The organism is Prochlorococcus marinus CUG1433 (genome assembly GCA_017644425.1).
GTDB lineage: Bacteria > Cyanobacteriota > Cyanobacteriia > PCC-6307 > Cyanobiaceae > Prochlorococcus_A > Prochlorococcus_A marinus_U.
In genome coordinates, this window is sequence record JAEPLN010000001.1 from 874,477 (window position 1) to 893,499 (window position 19,023).

At 28.5% G+C, this 19,023-nt stretch carries 15 protein-coding genes; 6 read left to right on the plus strand and 9 right to left on the minus strand.

What is annotated here, in order from left to right:
• Nucleotides 1-29 precede the first annotated feature (29 nt).
• From JJ842_05105 to JJ842_05120, 4 genes are all read right to left on the minus strand, one after another.
• On the minus strand, nt 30-638 hold the full coding sequence (locus JJ842_05105; GenBank protein MBO6971288.1) for a hypothetical protein: 609 nt from the start codon (nt 636-638) through the stop codon (nt 30-32).
• A gap of 80 nt (nt 639-718) precedes the next feature.
• Complete coding sequence (locus tag JJ842_05110; protein ID MBO6971289.1) at nt 719-1,432, minus strand: PD-(D/E)XK nuclease family protein; 714 nt, start codon at nt 1,430-1,432, stop codon at nt 719-721.
• Nucleotides 1,433-1,891: 459 nt separating this feature from the next.
• Nucleotides 1,892-2,395 carry a hypothetical protein gene (locus JJ842_05115; protein MBO6971290.1) on the minus strand — a complete coding sequence of 168 codons (504 nt, stop codon included), beginning with the start codon at nt 2,393-2,395 and terminating at the stop codon, nt 1,892-1,894.
• A 278-nt stretch (nt 2,396-2,673) separates the two neighbouring features.
• A complete protein-coding gene (locus JJ842_05120) occupies nt 2,674-3,261 on the minus strand; it encodes a hypothetical protein (GenBank protein ID MBO6971291.1) in 588 nt (195 codons plus the stop codon).
• Between the two features lie 310 nt (nt 3,262-3,571).
• On the opposite strand from JJ842_05120, the gene JJ842_05125 reads away from it, so the two are divergent.
• A complete protein-coding gene (locus JJ842_05125; GenBank protein MBO6971292.1) occupies nt 3,572-4,753 on the plus strand; it encodes a hypothetical protein in 1,182 nt (393 codons plus the stop codon).
• A gap of 81 nt (nt 4,754-4,834) precedes the next feature.
• Here the strand turns inward: JJ842_05125 and JJ842_05130 are convergent, their stop codons facing one another.
• The gene (locus JJ842_05130) at nt 4,835-5,206 is read right to left on the minus strand and encodes a hypothetical protein (GenBank protein ID MBO6971293.1); all 372 of its coding nucleotides are present in this window, start codon (nt 5,204-5,206) and stop codon (nt 4,835-4,837) included.
• Nucleotides 5,207-5,343: 137 nt separating this feature from the next.
• Nucleotides 5,344-5,961 carry a hypothetical protein gene (locus tag JJ842_05135; protein ID MBO6971294.1) on the minus strand — a complete coding sequence of 206 codons (618 nt, stop codon included), beginning with the start codon at nt 5,959-5,961 and terminating at the stop codon, nt 5,344-5,346.
• 461 nt (nt 5,962-6,422) lie between these two features.
• Here JJ842_05135 and JJ842_05140 point away from each other — a divergent pair, with 461 nt between their 5' ends.
• A complete protein-coding gene (locus tag JJ842_05140) occupies nt 6,423-7,796 on the plus strand; it encodes a sulfotransferase (GenBank protein MBO6971295.1) in 1,374 nt (457 codons plus the stop codon).
• Between the two features lie 326 nt (nt 7,797-8,122).
• On the plus strand, nt 8,123-9,706 hold the full coding sequence (locus tag JJ842_05145; protein MBO6971296.1) for a tetratricopeptide repeat protein: 1,584 nt from the start codon (nt 8,123-8,125) through the stop codon (nt 9,704-9,706).
• Nucleotides 9,707-9,773: 67 nt separating this feature from the next.
• Here the strand turns inward: JJ842_05145 and JJ842_05150 are convergent, their stop codons facing one another.
• Nucleotides 9,774-10,379: a rhomboid family intramembrane serine protease gene (locus JJ842_05150; protein MBO6971297.1), complete on the minus strand. Its 606-nt coding sequence runs from the start codon at nt 10,377-10,379 to the stop codon at nt 9,774-9,776.
• Nucleotides 10,380-10,909: 530 nt separating this feature from the next.
• On the opposite strand from JJ842_05150, the gene JJ842_05155 reads away from it, so the two are divergent.
• The 3 genes from JJ842_05155 to JJ842_05165 all read left to right on the plus strand — a co-directional run bounded on the left by JJ842_05155 (nt 10,910) and on the right by JJ842_05165 (nt 14,197).
• Nucleotides 10,910-12,787, plus strand: a complete 1,878-nt coding sequence (locus JJ842_05155; protein ID MBO6971298.1) for an acyltransferase — start codon at nt 10,910-10,912, stop codon at nt 12,785-12,787.
• A gap of 499 nt (nt 12,788-13,286) precedes the next feature.
• Nucleotides 13,287-13,649 carry a hypothetical protein gene (locus JJ842_05160; protein MBO6971299.1) on the plus strand — a complete coding sequence of 121 codons (363 nt, stop codon included), beginning with the start codon at nt 13,287-13,289 and terminating at the stop codon, nt 13,647-13,649.
• Nucleotides 13,646-14,197: a hypothetical protein gene (locus JJ842_05165; protein ID MBO6971300.1), complete on the plus strand. Its 552-nt coding sequence runs from the start codon at nt 13,646-13,648 to the stop codon at nt 14,195-14,197. Before JJ842_05160 ends, JJ842_05165 begins: the two co-directional genes overlap by 4 nt.
• 19 nt (nt 14,198-14,216) lie before the next feature.
• Here the strand turns inward: JJ842_05165 and JJ842_05170 are convergent, their stop codons facing one another.
• Together JJ842_05170 and JJ842_05175 are read right to left on the minus strand one after the other, a co-directional pair.
• Nucleotides 14,217-16,877 (minus strand): DEAD/DEAH box helicase family protein, encoded by a 2,661-nt coding sequence (locus tag JJ842_05170; protein ID MBO6971301.1) that lies wholly within the window; start codon nt 16,875-16,877, stop codon nt 14,217-14,219.
• Nucleotides 16,877-18,985, minus strand: coding sequence for a site-specific DNA-methyltransferase (locus tag JJ842_05175; GenBank protein MBO6971302.1), 2,109 nt, complete (start codon nt 18,983-18,985; stop codon nt 16,877-16,879). The genes JJ842_05170 and JJ842_05175 overlap by 1 nt, the downstream gene beginning before the upstream one ends.
• Between the last annotated feature and the right edge of the window lie 38 nt (nt 18,986-19,023).

Consider the following 19,023-nt stretch of genomic DNA (forward strand, 5'->3'; position numbering starts at 1 on the left):
CTTAGATACTTTAAAAATATCAAAAAAACTTAATTTAATTGATCAATATTTTGTTCAAAATAAGGATTGCAACTATTTTTAGATATTCCTAAAGACCAGCCAACAAATGATGAAACAAATATCGTTATGATTAATGGCAGGATAGCTTGTTGAGTATTTTCAAGACTCAACCATTCTCTCCAACTACTAAAAAACCTTTCTCTTTGAAATTTTCTCTTTTCATTTTCCAATAATCTTGCTTTTTTAGCAAAAGATTTAGCCACCCACTTTTCAAAAGGAATTTTCTTTATAATTGCCATCTTTCTTTCAACTTCCAACAATTGTCCTGAACTTAAATAAGGATGGAATGTATTTATCAATTCAAGAGTTTTCAAAAACATTTCAACAGTTGCATCTTTTATCAGCTTTTGATCATGGCTTAAATCTGACCACTCTAATTCTGGGTAAAATCGGCTCCTATTGGGTTTTATTTGATCCTCTGACATTTGTCCAGGTTCGCGAAGCCATCTGTATGTATTTTCATCAAATCTCCGCCAATACAAAAAAGGATTAATAAAAATTTTTTTGCCAGAAACTTTTACTACATCTTGTTGAAGATGATTTGTTATCTTTCTTTCTGAGTTTGTTGATTTTATCAAAATCATAAATTAATAATCTAATTAAAGATTATCTATTATTTGCTATTTTTCCAGAAAAATCATAAATTTTTCTATGCGTCTTATTTTATTGACAATTGCCAGCGCTTTTTCAAATAACTACAGTACTCACAATTCGATGAAGATTTTGGAAAAATATCTGAACGCAGTAAATTAACAGTCTCGATTATCTTAGATTCTACCCATGATGTTGAACAATCTAGTCTAATTAAATGAACATCAAAATTTAATTGATTATTAAAAACTTGTTCGTTTTTTTTTGCATTAAAATATAAAAGATAAGCTTCATTAGCAACTTGAAAACCGTTTTTTCTAAATAACCACTGATACATTTCCAATTGTCTTTTATAAGCTTTTGCATATTGATATTTATTAAAAGTCTCTGACCAATCAAAATTATTTTTAGATGTTGCCTTTACATCAACAATAATTAGATCGCCATTTTTTTTCTGCCAAATATCATCCACAGCCCCACCAAAATCATATTTATATTCAATTGACTTATACCTGATCCCTTGAAAATTGCTTCTCCAACTCTCTAAATCATTATGTTTAAAAGGAACAGCATCAATACCATGTTCAATAAATAAAGGATGTGGCTCCTGAATTTTTCTATAATAATCAAATTCATTTTTACATAAATTATCCACAGCAATATTTAGGGTGAATGGTAATGAAGGGGGTTTTATTTGATATTTTTTATCAAGTACGCAACATCTTGGACAATTTAAATATTTTTCCACAGTAGATCTACTTAATTTAATAATCTTGCTCATTAAATTTTAAAAATAATTAAAAAAATTAGAAATGTTCATCTCCCTGATATTTAGTTTCTCAAATAGGACAACATTCAATTTATATGAAAAAACCTTGATAAAAAGAATTATTCCCAACATTACTCAAACCGAAAAAGATTGTTGAACTTATTTTAGATAATTCGTTGGGATTTACAATAAAATAGATTAGTAAATAATTTAATTAAAATATAAAATTTTTAGTAAAAACTATATTCTTCAAAAAAAAATTATTTGAATAAATGAAAGGTTTAGATAATGAGAAACAATTTAGAACGAAAAATTTCCAAAAAATAATCAGAAATATAATCCTTTTCAATCTCTTATGCTTTCTTTATACACAACTAATTTAAAAAAATATGATATCGGTACTTATGAAAACCTTTCAGGAAAATCATAGGCTATAAATTAATATTAAATTACTGAAATTAAATGAATTTTTTAATTACATCTTGGTTTATTTTTCCAAACTGGGGAGTCACAATTTATATTTCCTGATTGTTTTTTACTCTGAATATTAATGACTTTTGTTACCCAATCAGGTTCATTAGTCTCTCGGGTATATCCTTCAGAACCAGTCAAAAAACAAAAATATTTTGCTAAGTTATACCCTATATGTTTACGAGTAATTGGATTCCAATCAAGAGAACTATAAGATCCTTTATTGCGTTTTACTTGAATCCCTGCAGAGAAATTATCGCAATTAATTCTTACTTTACCAGTAAATGTCAAAAGATATTTTGAATGCTCTCCAAATTCATTTCGAGTTCCAATTCTTTTCATATAAAAACGTAATTTACCATTCCTAACTTGTACATCTTCAGTATCTATTGACCAATTCTTATTGATTTTAATCCATTTATCAGTTTTACCTTGAGGAATTCCTGCATAACCAGCATTAGGTATTGCGCAAAAAAGTATTAGCAGAAGAAATAATTTTCTCACGGCATAAATTTTCAATTAAAAAGAATACTAATTATTTTATTTCATAAATGCAATAAATATATAAAGAACTTATTAGTGTAAGCCAGAAGTAAGCAACAAATAAAATAAATAAAAGTTGAACAAAAATTAAATCAACGAATATTTTTTTGAGAATATATAAATTAATTCGCTTTACTGGAAATTAATCATAATTGATGCAGAACTGTTTAAAAATTTAAAATTATGAATGTCTTTACAAATAATATTAAATTCTAAGATCTTCAATGTTAGAAATTTTTTTAGAAAAATGGACAGTAGTAAGTACCGCTTTCTGAGCTATATTCTTTATCTCTTCTATAAACTTGATCTACGAATTTTACATCTAACATAAAAATTCCAGACTTAACCAATATTGGGTTTTTTCGATCAGTTTCATCGATTATTTGATATTTAATTGGATTTACCCCAGGTTGCATTGATAAATAAACTTTATTTCTCTTTTTGGAAATTTTAAATTTTATTTTGTCAGAAGCTCTTCCAGAGTCATAATCTTTTTGTACTGAGGGGGGGTTACTTGGTGATAAACCCCGAGTAAAATTTTGCAAAACAACAACTAAATCTTCTCTCACAGGAGTCTCATAATCTACAAAATATCCTACAGTGGTTTTATTTCTGACACCAGGACATTCTCCTACATAAACAACTCTATCAAGATTCAGAACTCTAAGTGAAGGAGACCCAACACTTTCAATACCAAGTGTTGCTTGAGAAATATTAGCGACCATCTCAGCTTTTGATTCGATTACGCTAGAGGTTTGAAAGGAAGAAAGAGTAGTGCAGATTAAAATCTTAAAAAAAATCTTTAATTTGCTTTTGAAATTGTTCATTAATCTAATTAAAGGTTCAATTAAAATAAAATTATAAAAATTTTTGTTTAAATTTCATAAAATCATCTCATAGAATTCGCTATGGATCAAATATAATAAAATATTTGGAAATTTTATACGAAATTTCTCTATTTTTCTTAATTAGTTATTGGAATAACATATAGTATTTAGTAAATAAAAATTTAAAAGACAAGCAAAGATGAGAAGATTCATAAAATTAGTATCAATTAATACCTTATTTTTTTTGCTGAGCATATACTCCCCAATATACTCTTATGAATTAAAGAACTTAATTTTTTCCAAAAGAAATTTGAGCAATAATTTAATTGCCTCAAATAATAAAGTAAAAACTGTCATCACAAAGGGTTTTGGTTCAACTGTTGATGAAGCGTCGCAAAATGCTCTTAAGAACGCTTTAAAACAAGTAGTAGGATCTTTTATAGATTCAGAAACTCTTTTTAGCAAAAAAAAAGAAATTACTAATGGAATAGTTGAACTATCAAAAACAGTAAAGAAAGATATGCAAGATTATTCTCAAGGCTCCATAAAATATTTTGAGATTTTAAATACAGAAGAAAAAAATGGGATCTTTATTGTTAAAGCAAAAGTTGAGGTTCTAGAAGGAGAATTTTCAAGATTTATTAAAAAATTTGCATTTGCAGAATCAAGTTTTCCTGGCGCAGAAATCTCAAACGTGATAGAAACGAACTTAAACAATAAGAAATCAAAAGCAGAATTAATATCTAATAAAATTATCCAACCATTAACAGAGGGTACTGTTTATGATATGAAAATAGGAAATTGGCAATTTATAAATGATTGGCAAAATTTTTGCGCAGGAAACTTTTACTATCAAAGTTTGCTAAATGGATGCGGAATTTTCCAGAACAATAATGTCATTCTTGCAACAGTAGAGATTTCGGTAAATAAAAATTTTCTAAATAATGCATTAAACATTTTTGAAAAAACAAAATCTAAGACTTTTTATCTGAATAATAATGGTGGTTTTCATGCTGTTTCGGGAAGGTTAGGTAAAAATAATGATTTACGAATTGCAATTAATCAACCAACTAGTACTAAGATTTATTTATTCAAAGATATAAGGAATGAGCTTAGTTCCTATAAAGAATATCCTGCATCAAACAGTCATCCTTTATTTTTTGCTAATTCTCTTCAATTAAAGACATCAAAAGTAGGGATATTAAGATATGGTGCACCATCGATCAGTCTCCTTAATTCAAAGAAAAAAGAAATATTTAGATATTCCTGTAATGTATATGAATGTCCGTATAGCAATAATATTAAATTTTTACCTATTTCTAATGGAGTAATACCTCAATTTTCACTATTTGGATGTGCTGATATCGGTAATGGGTGTGTCACTACAGTCATTCCTAAGGCGAAATATTTAGTAATGTTGAACTTTTCTACAGAAGTATTAAAAACAATTAAAGACATAAAAGTAGAATATCAAAAGCAAAATAACTATTAAAATTTAAAATAAAATGACAAAGAACTTTTAATCAATATTTTTTGGATTCTTGTACCAACAAAATAAAAATTTTTTAAATTACTAATTCTTTTTTTCTTGAAAAATAGATTTTATTTTTTTTGCTTTTTTGACATTCTTTTCATCCAACAATACTGTGACTTTTACAAAATTATTTTTCTCGTAGCATTTCTTTATTGTCTTTATTCCACTCAAAGTAATTTTGCTATCGAAACTACTCTTGGCAATTGCTTTATTAGCCTCTTTTTTAATTTGTCCACTAATCTTAGACTTTTCATCATTTAATAAAAAATATTTTTTATTATATTCAACTCCAGTTTCCAAAAATCTTGCTATTTTTACAATGGCATTATTTTCAGCCTCCATATAGGCATCCTCTATTTCCTCAAAATCGTCAAAATAAACTTTGACTTTTGAAGTAGAGTAAATTTTCAAATTAGGTTGTCTTTTATTTCTAACTTTTAATCCGGTTTTATACGGATAAAATTTACAGCTTTTTGCTTTTACAGTATCAGTTTTACAACTAATAAAAATCAAACAAAAAATAAAAATAAATTTATAAATTCTCAATTTTAGAAATCTTCATCTACGTAATAAAAACCATCAGTTGGTACAAGGCCATCTGAACTACTAGATCTAACTGTATTAGGAGATTTTGGGTCATCTACACCAAATTTAATATTATCCCCTAAACCTGCAGCTTGTTTTAAAGTCTTGGGACTTATCCCTAAAGTAATTTGAACATATTTTCCTTTTTGATAACATTGTTCGACAGTAACAGCTCCCTTGACTAAACCAGAAGTTTTTTCTGTAGTGCCGCAAATTAGCTGTTTTGCAGTTGTTTTGTTATAGCTTCCGCTTTTTCCATCGGGATTTTTTGAAAGAATTCTATCTGATAATTTATTATTTGATCTTGTACATTCATCAGTTATTTCAGAGCTATTGTACCATTTAACAATTTCTGTTTTTGCATTTAATGTTGCTTCCGCATAAGCATCTTGTACCTCTTCAACATCATCTATAAGAACAGCAGCTTTACCTGTACTTACTATTTTAGGTCCTTCTTCAGTAGGAAAGGCTTTTACCCCTGTTCCTCCATATTTATAATTTGAACATCCTTGCGCAAAAACATTAGCCGGTAATAAAATAGAGAGAGAACCAGCAAAAACTCCAAAGATAAGTTTTTTCATCAATCAAAATTAATTTACAATATCTTATAACAAGAACGACCAATTTTCGTAGTATATATTACGAATGTCTTCACTAATAACTAATTTTTTGATCAACTTCATTAAATTTCTTTTTAAAGAACCTTTTTAATCTGAAATATAAATAATTAGTGAGTGAAAAGCAATTTATCTAAATTGTTTACAACGAGGGATTTAAGAATCGAAAAGTCTACACAAATAACCTCTTTGTTTTAAGTTCAAAATCTCTTTATTCCCACTCAGTAAATCCATTGTTCAAACCCCAACTACGAAAGGAATAGATTTTGTGTGAAAAACCTTCTTATTCCAAAAATTATCTAAATAAAGCATAGTTATTTAATTAATTTTAGAGGGTTAGTTCTATGTAACTCAAGAATTTTTGTTTTTATATTATGCTTTTAACACTAATATAAGAACTAATAATCAGATTCAAAACATAAAAAATGAAAGAATTTGATGAGAAGAAAAATTCAAAAAATATAGGAAAAAAATTAGAATCAAATCTTTCTAAAAATGAAATCATAAGTAAAGCATTCGAATACCATTTGCAAGGTAATATTGCTGAAGCATCAAAATATTATCAATTTTTTATCAATAAAGGTTTTAAAGATCATAGAATTTTTTTAAATTCTGGGGAAATCTTAAAAAATTTAGGCAGATTAGAAGAAGCGGAAGTATGGATACGAAGAGCAATTTCACTCAAACCTGATTACACAATTGCTCACAATAACCTTGGAAATATTTTGAGAGCTAAAAATAAACTTAAAGAAGCAGAATCATGCTACTGTAAAGCGATTACATTGAATCCCGATTTCACAAAAGCATACTATAATTTATCAACTCTCACCTCCACAGACGAAAAGAAAATTTGGCAAAAAAAACTCTTCTCTGAAAGTTTCCTTAAAAATAAATCAAAAAATGATCAATTTAATATTTTTTTCGCAAGAGCAAATATTCTCCACAAGAAAAAAAATTTTAAAGAAAGTGCTAAATGCCTAAAATTAGCAAATCAATTAAAAATATTAATCTACCCATCCAATTCTGATTCATTAATAAAAAAATCTAAGTTATTACTTATCGAATCAAATAGAGCAGATCTTAATTTAAATAAAGAAAAAAATAATCTGCAGACCATTTTTATAGTAGGTATGCCTAGGAGCGGAACAACTTTAGCGGAATCAATTATCAGCATGAATTCTAAAGTTCTTGACTTAGGCGAAACAAATGCTTTTGAAAGATCCTTTAAAGAATGGAAAGAAAAAAAAGGAAAATTTGATCTTTATGATTTATATATGCAAAGAATAAATAAAAAAATAAAATCATATATCACTACTAATAAATGGTTATACAACTATCAATATGCAGGAATTATTGCAAAACAAATACCAAATTCAAAAATAATTTACTGCTACCGTAATCCACTAGATAATATTCTTTCTATTTATCGAACAAACTTTGAAAAAGATAATGAGTATTCCTCCTCGTTAATTGATTGCGCAAACATTTATCTAGACCATAGGCAAATAATGAATGAATACACAAAAAGATTTCCAGAAAATATTTACGACTTAAATTATGATTTATTAGTTAAAAATCCCGATAAAGAAATAAAATCTTTAATTAATTGGTTGGGATGGAAGTGGAATAAAGCATATCTGAAACCTCATTTAAGTACAAGATCAGTTTTCACAGCAAGCGATGTACAAATTCGCTCTAAAATTAATTCGAAATCTATTGGCGGTTGGAAAAACTACAAAGAGATGCTTAAACCTGCTATCAAAATCATTACTAAAGATGATGAATATAAAAACCTGTAAGAAATGGAGGTTCATAACCCGAATAAAATCGTTTCTCTAATCTACATAAAAAACCCGTGACAGAACACTCAAACCAAACTATGACTGATGAAATTACCATAAAACTACTACTACTCGATAGTAAGGCAAAATTGGACTACCAGAAACATGGTCATATCAATTGATTTAAGGGAATTATTCCTAACATTCTTAAAATGAAGCAAACCTGTTGAGTTAATTGTAGAAAATTAGTGATTAAATACTAAAATTTTCACATTTAGAAAATAATATCTCAGAATTTTTAAAGACACTATAATCAAAACTATGTTGAAAATTATTTCTCGAAAATGAAAGGGTTTGGAGAACAGAATAAATTTAAAAAAAAACACAATAAGATAACTAGTCCTTCAAAAGAGAAGATAATCAATCAAGCATTTTTATTCCATTCTCAAGGAAATATTATAGAAGCAGAAAGATATTATAAATATTGTATTGATCAAGAAATAAATGACTATAGAGTATATTCAAATTATGGTCTTATACTAAAAAACAAAGGTAATTTCAAGGAAGCAGAGATATCTCTGAAAAAAGCAATACAGTTAAATCCTAACTGGTCCGAAGGTCACAATAATATTGGAACTATACAAAAAGATCTTAGAAAATTTTCCGAAGCAAAAATATCTCTGAAAAAAGCAATTGAACTTGATCATAACTCAGTAAATGCTCACTGTAATCTTGGAAATATCCTAAGAGAATTAAAAAATTTTCAAGAAGCAGAGATATATCTAAGAAAAGTAATCGAACTTGATCCTAATTCGCCACTTGGATATGCGAATTTAGGAGATATGTTAAAAACTATTGGAAGAGTAAAAGAAGCAAAAATATTACTTATAAAAACAATTGAAATTAATCCTAACTTTGTAAAACCATATTTTTCATTATCAAAACTTCAATATGAAATTTCTGACAAAAAATGGCATAAATATTTATTTTCTGAACAAATTTTAAATAAAAAAAATGATAGGGAGAAAATTAATATCTATTTTTCGAGATCTAACATCCTTCACAAAGAAAAAAAATATTATGAGAGTTCTAAGAACCTCCAACTTGCAAATAAATTAAAACTTGCACTTTACTCTTCTGAGTGCAAGTTTCTTATTAATAGATCACAAAATCTACTTAAAGAATCCGAAAAAAATCAAAAAATTGACAATTCGCAATTATCATATCCCATGAGTATTTTTATTCTAGGAATGCCAAGAAGTGGAAGTACTTTAGTTGAATCTATTTTAAGTATGAATAAGAAACTGAAAGATTTAGGAGAAGTTAATATCCTAGAAAAAGCATACATAAAAAGCAGAAAATTTAATCAAAAAAAAAGTCTTGCAGATTTATACATGCAAGAGCTAAATCAACTGTTAAAAGAATTCAGCATCACAACTAATAAATGGTTATATAACTATCAATATGCTGGAATAATTGCTAATCAAATACCAAATTGTAAAATTATACATTGTCTTAGAAATCCTTTAGATAATATTCTTTCACTTAACAGAGCAAATTTCGAAAGTGGTAATTATTATTCTTCTTCATTGCGTGATTCTGCAAAAGTTTATTTAGATCAAGAACAAATAATGGATATCTACAAAGATAAATTCCGCCAAAAGATTTATGATCTGAATTATGATTTACTAGTTAAAAATCCTCACAAAGAGATTAAATCATTAATAAATTGGTTGGGATGGAAATGGAATTCCTTGTATTTATCCCCTGAATTAAATAAAAGAGCAGTTTATACAGCAAGTAATATTCAAGTCCGTTCCCCAATCAATTCAAAATCAATCGGTGGATGGAAAAAATACAAAGAAATGCTCAGACCTGCTATGGAAATCATCACACAAAAAGATAAATATAAAGACCTTAAGTATTAATCTAAAAAATTTGTTATGAAGATCAAAAAATAAAAAAAATTGTAGAGAAATTTATTTATATCCAAATTTAGATTAAAAATAAAAAACATCCAGCAATAAATCCACTTAGGTGACCCAATAAACTTACTCCTGGCAAGAAAGAGAAAATTAATCCTATAAAACAAATTGTCTTTGTCATTTTTTGAACTTCATAATTAGATTTTAAACTAATTTTATTACCTAAAAAATAATTCTTTCCATAAAAAGAAGTTAATAATAAGAATCCAAATAAAGCATAAATTATTCCGCTAAATCCTAAAGCAGCATAATTTGGATAAGTATCAAAAAAATACGATAAGGTCTTCTCGTAAACCCAGATAACAAAAAAATTTAAAAAAGAACAAATTAAAATAAATTTCAAATAAAACGACCTGCTTGCAATTCCAAGTCTCATTAAAAAATATCTAGTGATAATTATTCCACCGAGATTACTTAATAAATGATTTAAATCTGCATGAACCCAAATTGATGTAAAAATTCTATAAGGTTGATCACTAATTAATCTTGGGACAAAGTATAAAGATTCTTTATCGAAAACTTTAATAAAATCTGTAAAAATAAAAACTGATATGAGAACACAAGCGCTAACTAAATACTGCCAATCATATTTAGATATGTAATTTTTAAAAGGCATAAAAACGTGGAGATTGATTTTAAAAAAATTCTTTATCAGCATGTCTTTAATAATAATCAAACTGTAGAGAAAACAGACTTTATACGATTTCTCCTAAGAGATAGAGAAAAGGTGCTGCGTATAACTCACGTAAAACCGATAGATTCAAATTATAACTGAGTTCTTAAAATCCGTTTATTCCCAATCAATGGTTCCACGTTATTTTAATGCTTCAAAGTCATTGGTTTCAATGACTTATTCAAAAGAGTGATTCTTGTGACAAACCGATAACTGCCATTCTTTATACTTTGCTCTGTAATTAGATGAAATAAGTTTAGTGAATACATTGTTATTTTCAACTTTATGACGTGATAACTTGACTTAATAGTCGCTTCAAAAATATTAGGAGTACGAAAAGAAACCATTTCTTAGAAATCTAAAAAATAGAATGGGCAGATCAAAAACAAGATACTAAAAATTCGAGGTAAGAAAATATGGTTTTGAAAATTACAAGACATCCCATAAAATTAATTTATTATTAGAAATTTTAGATGTCAAAAGATATCAATAAAAATAAAATTTCTTTTAATAGTGTCTACCGTCCGGAGATTGATGGTTTACGGGCGTTTGCAGTAGTCGCTGTAGTAATAAATCACTTCAATAAAGAAATACTCCCAAATGGATATCTTGGGGTTGATATTTTTTTTGTTATTTCAGGATTCGTCATAACTTCATCGCTTTATCAAAGACCCAGTAAAAACATAAAGGATTTCATAACAGGATTTTACGCACGAAGAATAAAGCGATTAATCCCGGTACTTTCAATTTTTGTTTTCATCACCAGTATTGGAATATGTCTGTTTAATCCATCTCCAAGCATATCTCTAAAAACAGGAATAACTTCACTATTTGGCTTGTCTAATTTCTTTCTCTATAAACAGTCAACTGACTACTTTGCTCAACCAACAGAACTCAATGTATTCATGCACACATGGTCTCTTGGAGTTGAAGAACAGTTCTACATTTTATTCCCGTTCCTTATTTGGTTTTCTGGTTATGGTAGGCAAACCAAAAATGGTGCTCGAAATTTATTTCTAACAATTGGAGCACTAAGTATTGCATCATGTTTTGGTTTCCTTTACCTCTATCCAATCAACCAATCAGCAGCATATTTTCTAATGCCAACAAGATTTTGGGAAATATCATCAGGATGTTTACTTTTTATTGGATTGCAAAAAAATAAATTTATTGAACAGTCTCTTGAAAGGATTCCACCACTCCTATTACTAATATTCATTGTTGGTGCAATGTATCTACCAAAGTCATTAGCAACAGCATCAACTATTGCAGTAGTCATATTATCTTGTATCCTTATCACCTCTTTGAAGAATCAAACAAGTATTTACAGAATTTTCACTAATACAAAAGTTGTTTATATAGGTTTAATCTCATATTCTCTCTACCTTTGGCATTGGTGTGTTCTTTCAATTAGTCGTTGGACGATTGGAATTCATTGGTGGTCAGTTCCTTTCCAAGTTGCTTTGACATTTATTCTTGCAATTACTTCATATCAATGGATTGAACTCCCTCTAAAAAAAAGGTATTGGTTTGGGAAGAAATGGAAGACAATTATTCTTGGAGGAGGAGTAATAATTATACTTACGGGTGGTATTTTTGCTCTAGGAAAACTACTGAAAGGAAAATTATTTATTGGGAATCAAGAGAACGTATGGAATATGAAAACTTATGGAGAGATCAAAATTACTCATAGTCCTCTCCTACCTACAATTTATCTTATTGGTGATAGTATTGCTGGTCATTATGGATCAGTTTTAAGTCATCTAGCGGACAAAAAAGAATTCAACTTTGTAATGCATCCACGTGGAAATGGACTGAAACTCAAAACAAATAAGTCTCCAGAAAAATATGAAGAGTTTATCCTTGCCCCTCTTCGTAAATATAAAAACAAATTCAAGAAAGGAGATGTTGTTATTTTTTCTGGACATCAAAATAGGTACTACAAAAATGGAGAGAACTGGACAAAACTATATTCGACTTTCATTCGACAAACTCAAAATATCGGAATAAAATTTGTTCTTATTTCCCCAACCCCCTTTTTCTCGGGAGTGCGAGCAGGATACATTTGTCAAGAAGAATGGTTCCGTCCAAGTTGGGTTATATCTCCACTTTGTATTTCACAAGTAAACAAGAACGAATTTCTTGCATCAGAAATTGTACCTATTCAAAAGATTGATAAGTTTCTCTTAGCAAACCCACAAGTTTCCTATATCGATGCGTTTTCCATACTATGCCCAAATAAGTACTGCAAAAATCATGACGAAAATAAGTTGATGTATAAAGATAATTTTCATCTCAATGGATATGGGGCAATGAAACTAACTAATACTTTTGAAACTTTATTCGATTAGAATAATTAATTTCATTGGTATGCATCATTCATTATTAGTTGCCAGAATAAAAAAATTGAGGACACATATGAAAATAGTTCTTTTTTCACAACAAAATGTGCTTCTAATCAATATATCAACTGTAGAGAAAATTCACTTTATACGATTTCTCTATAGAGACGGTAGAAAGGTGCCACGTAAAATCCACGTAAAACCTAGCAATATTTAATCGCCCAAAAGCACTGCTATGACTTAATCAATATTTTGAACATTTCTCAAGTAAACCCGATAAATTGAAGTTTTAACTGAGTTCTTAAAATCCGTTTATTCCCACTCAATAGTACCGCCAAAAGTTGCAAATAAAAACACAGTCATAGCAACATGTTTGAACCCATAATAACACACATTTTTCCACGGGAAACCTACGGGAAACCTCTTATAAAGAAGATTTTCTAGAGATTTGGATTAAATTTAATACTAATTGACAGAATCTTTAAAATTAATAGAAAGGTAAAATTCTTTGAAAAAACTATTTCTTCTAACTTTAATATTTGGATTATATAACCCTACAAATGCAGAACAATATAAAAGACACAAATATACCTGCCCTGAATCGCAAGGTGAATGTTCTGAAGGAGAAAGAGCAGCAATTAAATTAGTTAATGAAACTTACTGGGAGATCCTTACAGAAAGAATTAAGGAGAATAAATTTTACAAATATCCTTGGTATTGGGTTTATCAAAAAGATGTCTTCAATGAGTGTAAATATACAGTTGCAGCAAAAGAGGATATGCGAACTCATACTGCAAATATGGAATGGATTGATGTTGATATTTGCGAAAAAACTACCAAATTAAAATATCGTGACGGTAGATATAGATGAAACACTTTTTATTTTTATTCTTTTTATTCGATTTAATTTCTTCAGTTAAGGCAGATTCACTCTGTACTCTTACAAGTGAAGTAGAACCAGATGTGACTATAACTTTGAAATATACTGGTTCTGGTGGCGGTATAGGAACTTTAAATTATAAAAATGAACCTTCTTTTGGTTTCTATGTAGGCATCTGGAATGGATATGGTGGTCAGTATTACACGGCAAGATCATATTCACCTGAATTGTTAAACGAAGAAAAAACCTATCAGGAAAGAACAAAAAATACAAAAGAGATCATAACAGGACCTTTTATTAACTTTGTGGGAAATCAATTAGGAAGAGCAACTTCAAAAGAGGATAGGAAGTCTGGCAAATTAAGAGCATTAATGCCATCGCTTTCCCAAGGTTATTATTATTCGATTCCTTTTACAGAGAAAGGTCAGTATGGAAGACAGAAATTATCAAAAGAGATGAAAACTATTATTGATGCTACAGAGGGTTTTTTTGTGGATTCAGGTGGGTGTAGAAAGTTCTTTCCTTATGGATGGGATTAATAAAAATATCTTTTAAAGATTACAGAAATTGATTTAATTTGATGTAATCTGCTAAAACTTTGAAAGTATTTGGTTTCGGTTTTAAATTTTTCCAAATTTCTTGACGTATATAAAGACATTGCCAAGAATGATCCTGAGAATTAGATGCATCTTCACACCAAACCTGAAGTCTGGCAAACTTTATTGGGTCATTAACAGTTTGTGCACCTTTAGTTTCTACGATCCACCTCGTGCCATCGGTCAATTTAATAAAAAAATCAGGGAAATAAGCACCAATAGATCCATCATGTTTAACATATTCAATAGATTGTTTTAGTTGAATATCATTTTTAAAAAAAGATATTACATCTTCAAAATGATCCAAATATTCACAAAATTCAATTTCAAACTTACTATCTCCCGATATTAAATTAAAGACTGATTTTTTCGGTGAATAATAATCTTTTTTTCTAGATGCCAAATATGGTTTTGATTTTGTAATTAATTTACTTTCTAAGGATTCCTTAAAAGGTAATTCTGAGAGAGTTAACTTATTAATTTCATCTTTAAAGATTTTTCTTATTAATTGAGCGACATCTGGTTCTGATAGATTTCTTAAAACATTTATTGCTTCAATATTTACAAATTCTCCAAAAAGATAGTTTGATATGAAAATTTTTAATTTCTCATAAATAAAATGATTGATTCCTATATTTCGTATTCTTAAATCACTCAGTATTGTATCCGTGTAAAAATGCAAAACAGATTGTACATTCACGTGATTCAAATTATCAAAATAAATTGATTTGATTTCTTTATTATCAATCGTTTCTCGAAAAACTATTTTCTTTAATTCCTCTTCTTTTGAATAACTTTTAAGTTTAATAGGAGTGAAGTTAAAAGATTTTGGAGAAAGTAAATCTAAAGATAGATAATCTCTTCCATGTCGTCTAGATAATTCAGGAATCTCTATTTCTAATTCATCAAGATTTTTATTTGGATTATCATGATCAACTTCAATTAAAACCGGTCCTGATTCTGGATTTTTTCCACCAGTAGGAATCTCTTCCAACTCAACTCCTTCTTCAGAAATGCCTTTTACATAATCAATAAAATTATCAGTACCAATAACATCTAATTCCTCGTCTATATTTTGATCAAAATACATTCTTCTTAAACCCCTACCTAAAGTTTGTTCAGGAAGAATATGTGAAGCATATGCTCTTAAACCTACTATGGTAGTGACATTCTTAACATCCCACCCTTCCTTTAACATCAAGACAGATACTATTGCTCTTATAGGACTAGTAAAATCATCCACTGTGTTAACTAAACTTCTTAGTTTTTCTAATTCTTGCTTGCCACGTGCAGTATTTTCAGAAATCTCACCAGTTGCATCCTTGGTATTATCTTTGGTATGAATTACAAAAGTTCCGTTTTTTAGTAATGGAAATGTTGCACGTAAATAATCTGCTACGTCGTCACAATTTTTTGTATCATCAACCATCACAAATAAAAGCGCTTTTTTCCCAAGTTTTTTATGTTTATTAAATTGTTTCTCCCAAGTTTCATAACCAAGATTTAAGTAATCTCTATATCTTTCAGAAAAAACAGAAGAGGAATATTGTTTAAGTTTTTCTCTGCTAGGTAAATCAGGTATGACAGGTTTTTTCACCACATCTTGATAAATTGCTTCAACCAATGGATAGTCAGAAATAGTTTGAATAAATATTTCTCCTTTTTTATGCTTAGGGGTAGCAGTTACATCTATTTGAAGGTTTAATTTTTTACCTTTCTGAATAAGTGAATTATCAATATCTTCAATCGCCCTTTTCCATGCATTATCTTCATGTATGTGGTGTGCCTCGTCGTTTAAAACTATTAAATCATCTAATTTATTCACAATATTTTTAACTCGAACTTTATTATCAATAGTCTTCTTGACTGGAGTTTTACCCAAAAAGTAATTGCTTAAATCCTCATTACTATTTTCAACATTTCTATTGGAAAATCTTTGTATATTTGTGAGGAAAATATTACCTAGATCCGAAATAGAACCTATTTGATCTTGGATATGTACTGTAGGTGAAAAGTTCCAGTTTTTATTTGAATAACCATCAAAAGGTATTATTGGGTCCTCATGAAAAACTTTTAGACCAACTATATCTTTTTTTAATCGATCTAAAACAATAGTATTTGGTGCTATTAGTAAAAAATTTTTTGATAAAAGAGAATCTTTTTCAAATAATTTATGAAAATAAGACCATACTATTAGCAACATGAGAACCTTTGTTTTGCCAGTACCAGTTGCTTGTTTAATTACTAACCTTAACCAAGAGTCATTTAGAATTGTTCTAGATATACCAAGAGAATCCAGTTTCATTAAATCAGAAGATGATCTAACTTTTAATTTTTCAAAAAGATATACGACTGATTCGACTGACTCTCTTTGACCGAAATAATATTGAAAACCAGTGGCATGGGAAGTATTAAACCAGTAGTGCAAAAGTAATCTTGATGTTTCTGAAATTCCTTCATATCCAAATTGACGCCACTCGTATATTTCTTCCCTTAATTTTTCAACAAATGGTGCATAAAATCTTTGTACATTTTCCTCTGAAAAATCAATGTCTGGTCTCCAACGATCTTTTGGATGGATAATATCAAAAGGAGATTTAGAAAAGTTTTTTGATATTGGCATTACATTGATACATCAAGAAGTTTCATGGTGTCATTCCCAAAAATATCGACAACTTTTACTGCTACTTTTGTATTATTTTGTTTAATTAATTTTTCTGAAGTTCTAATTTCTATTTCTTTATTTTTTATATTTCTGAAAGACTGCCACTCATTCTCAAAAACATAATTTCCCGTCCAATATTCTTTTATTTCGTTATCTTCAAATACTTTAATTACTTCTTTTTTAGATTCATAATTAAAATCAACCGACCAATAATCAATCCAATCTTTCCAAGATTCTGTTAATAACTTTTGCGAAATATTTCCTTCTTCATCTTTAGTCTTTTCAAGAATATTTCCATTTTCTACTACTATTTTTGATTTATTTTTTTGAAGTTGTTCATTCAAATTTAAATTATCTTCGCTATAAAATACTGCAAAATCTGTGAGTTCAACAATTAATTTATCTTTATTCTTGATAACTTTAAAATCAATATATGCTACATCATGAAAAACTACTTCATTATTTGAAACTGCTCTTTTATCAAAAATATCCATTGGGATTTGTTTATAAATTAGTCTTAAACCTTTATTTTTTGCTTCTTCTTGAATAGTTGGAAATAAACCCATTTCATATTCAAAACCTAAAATATCGACAGAAGTAATATTATTTTTTAGACATTCTTCTATTACTTCCTCTACATGATTTCTTGACAGGGGTTGATTAATAGGACCCAAAGAGACAAAGACATCACCCTTTTTCGCATGCAAAGTTTTAAAACCATTTATTTTAAAAGATTTATATGCCTGAAACACTAAATTCTCAAAATCAGATTCCTTCTTTTTATTAATATCTCTATTATCTCTTGATCCATCATAAATATAGTAATCTCTTTGATACTTTCCTAAATTAAGTACCTCAAATGCTCGCCACTGCTTATTGGATGCCTTTAATTCGCGTTGTACATTAATTAATCTTTTTCGAGTAGTATGAATCGCGAACTTACCAAGGTCAGAACAAATCCACTTTCTGCCTAATTTTTCAGATACAGAGGCAGTTGTTCCTGAACCACTAAAAAAATCGCAAACTATATCATTTTCTTTTGTAGCAGATAAAATTATTCTTTTTAAAAGACTTTCAGGTTTTTGTGTTGGATAACCTGTTCGTTCATTATTACCAGACTGAATACTATTAATATCTGTCCAATAATCTTCTGGAATTTTACCTTCATCTAAGTAATATTTATAATATCTAGTCTCTCCTTGCTTATTTTTGGTCCCGTATACAAGTCTATATTTCCTACCATCTTCATCAGTTTCCAATCTCCCACCAAAAGAAGATTTCCCTGACTTCATTTCTACTTTTACAGCATCAGCATTGAAGAAATTTTGATCTATATTTTTTGCAAACGAAAAAATTGTATTATGTTTTCTAGCAAACATTCTTTTTGATTTTGCTCCTTGAGAAAAACACCAAATTATCTCGTTTAATTCATTTCTAATTCCAAAAACTTCTTCTAAAACAAGTTTTATTTTTGCTGATAATCGCCAATCACAATGAACAAAAATCGTACCATCTTCACTCAAAAGATCTTTCATTAAAACTAATCTCTCATATATCATTTGAAGAAAAGAATCCGATCCCAAACCCCAAGTATCTCTATACGCAATTTGCTCAAGAACATTGGGTTTCTTCTCATAAGAATCATCTCCAATATCTAGACTCATAGAAAAATCTGCTCCTACATCAAAAGGAGGGTCAATATAAATTAACTTAATGCCGCCTTCTTTCTCTATTTCATGACGTAGAGGTCCATTTTTTAAAGAAGATAGAACATATTTATTATCTCCCCATATCAATTTATTAGTCCAACCTTTTAACTGCCTTCCAGATTGAAAGTCAATTAAAGATCTCTGTTCAAATTGATGATTTTCATTGCGAGGTTCATCAACTTGTTCAATTATTTGAAAAGGTAGAACTACATTTGTAAAGTCTCTTGATTTTCCAAACCAATTCAATTCAACTTGATCTGCCTTATTAAATAGTAAAAATCTATATTTTTCAGGTAAAATAGAGTCTTTCTGGATTAAATTAATAATATCTCTTTTTTCGCTATCAGATAATTTCATTTTTAAATTTTTATCCGTTACAACAATTCTAAAGTGAA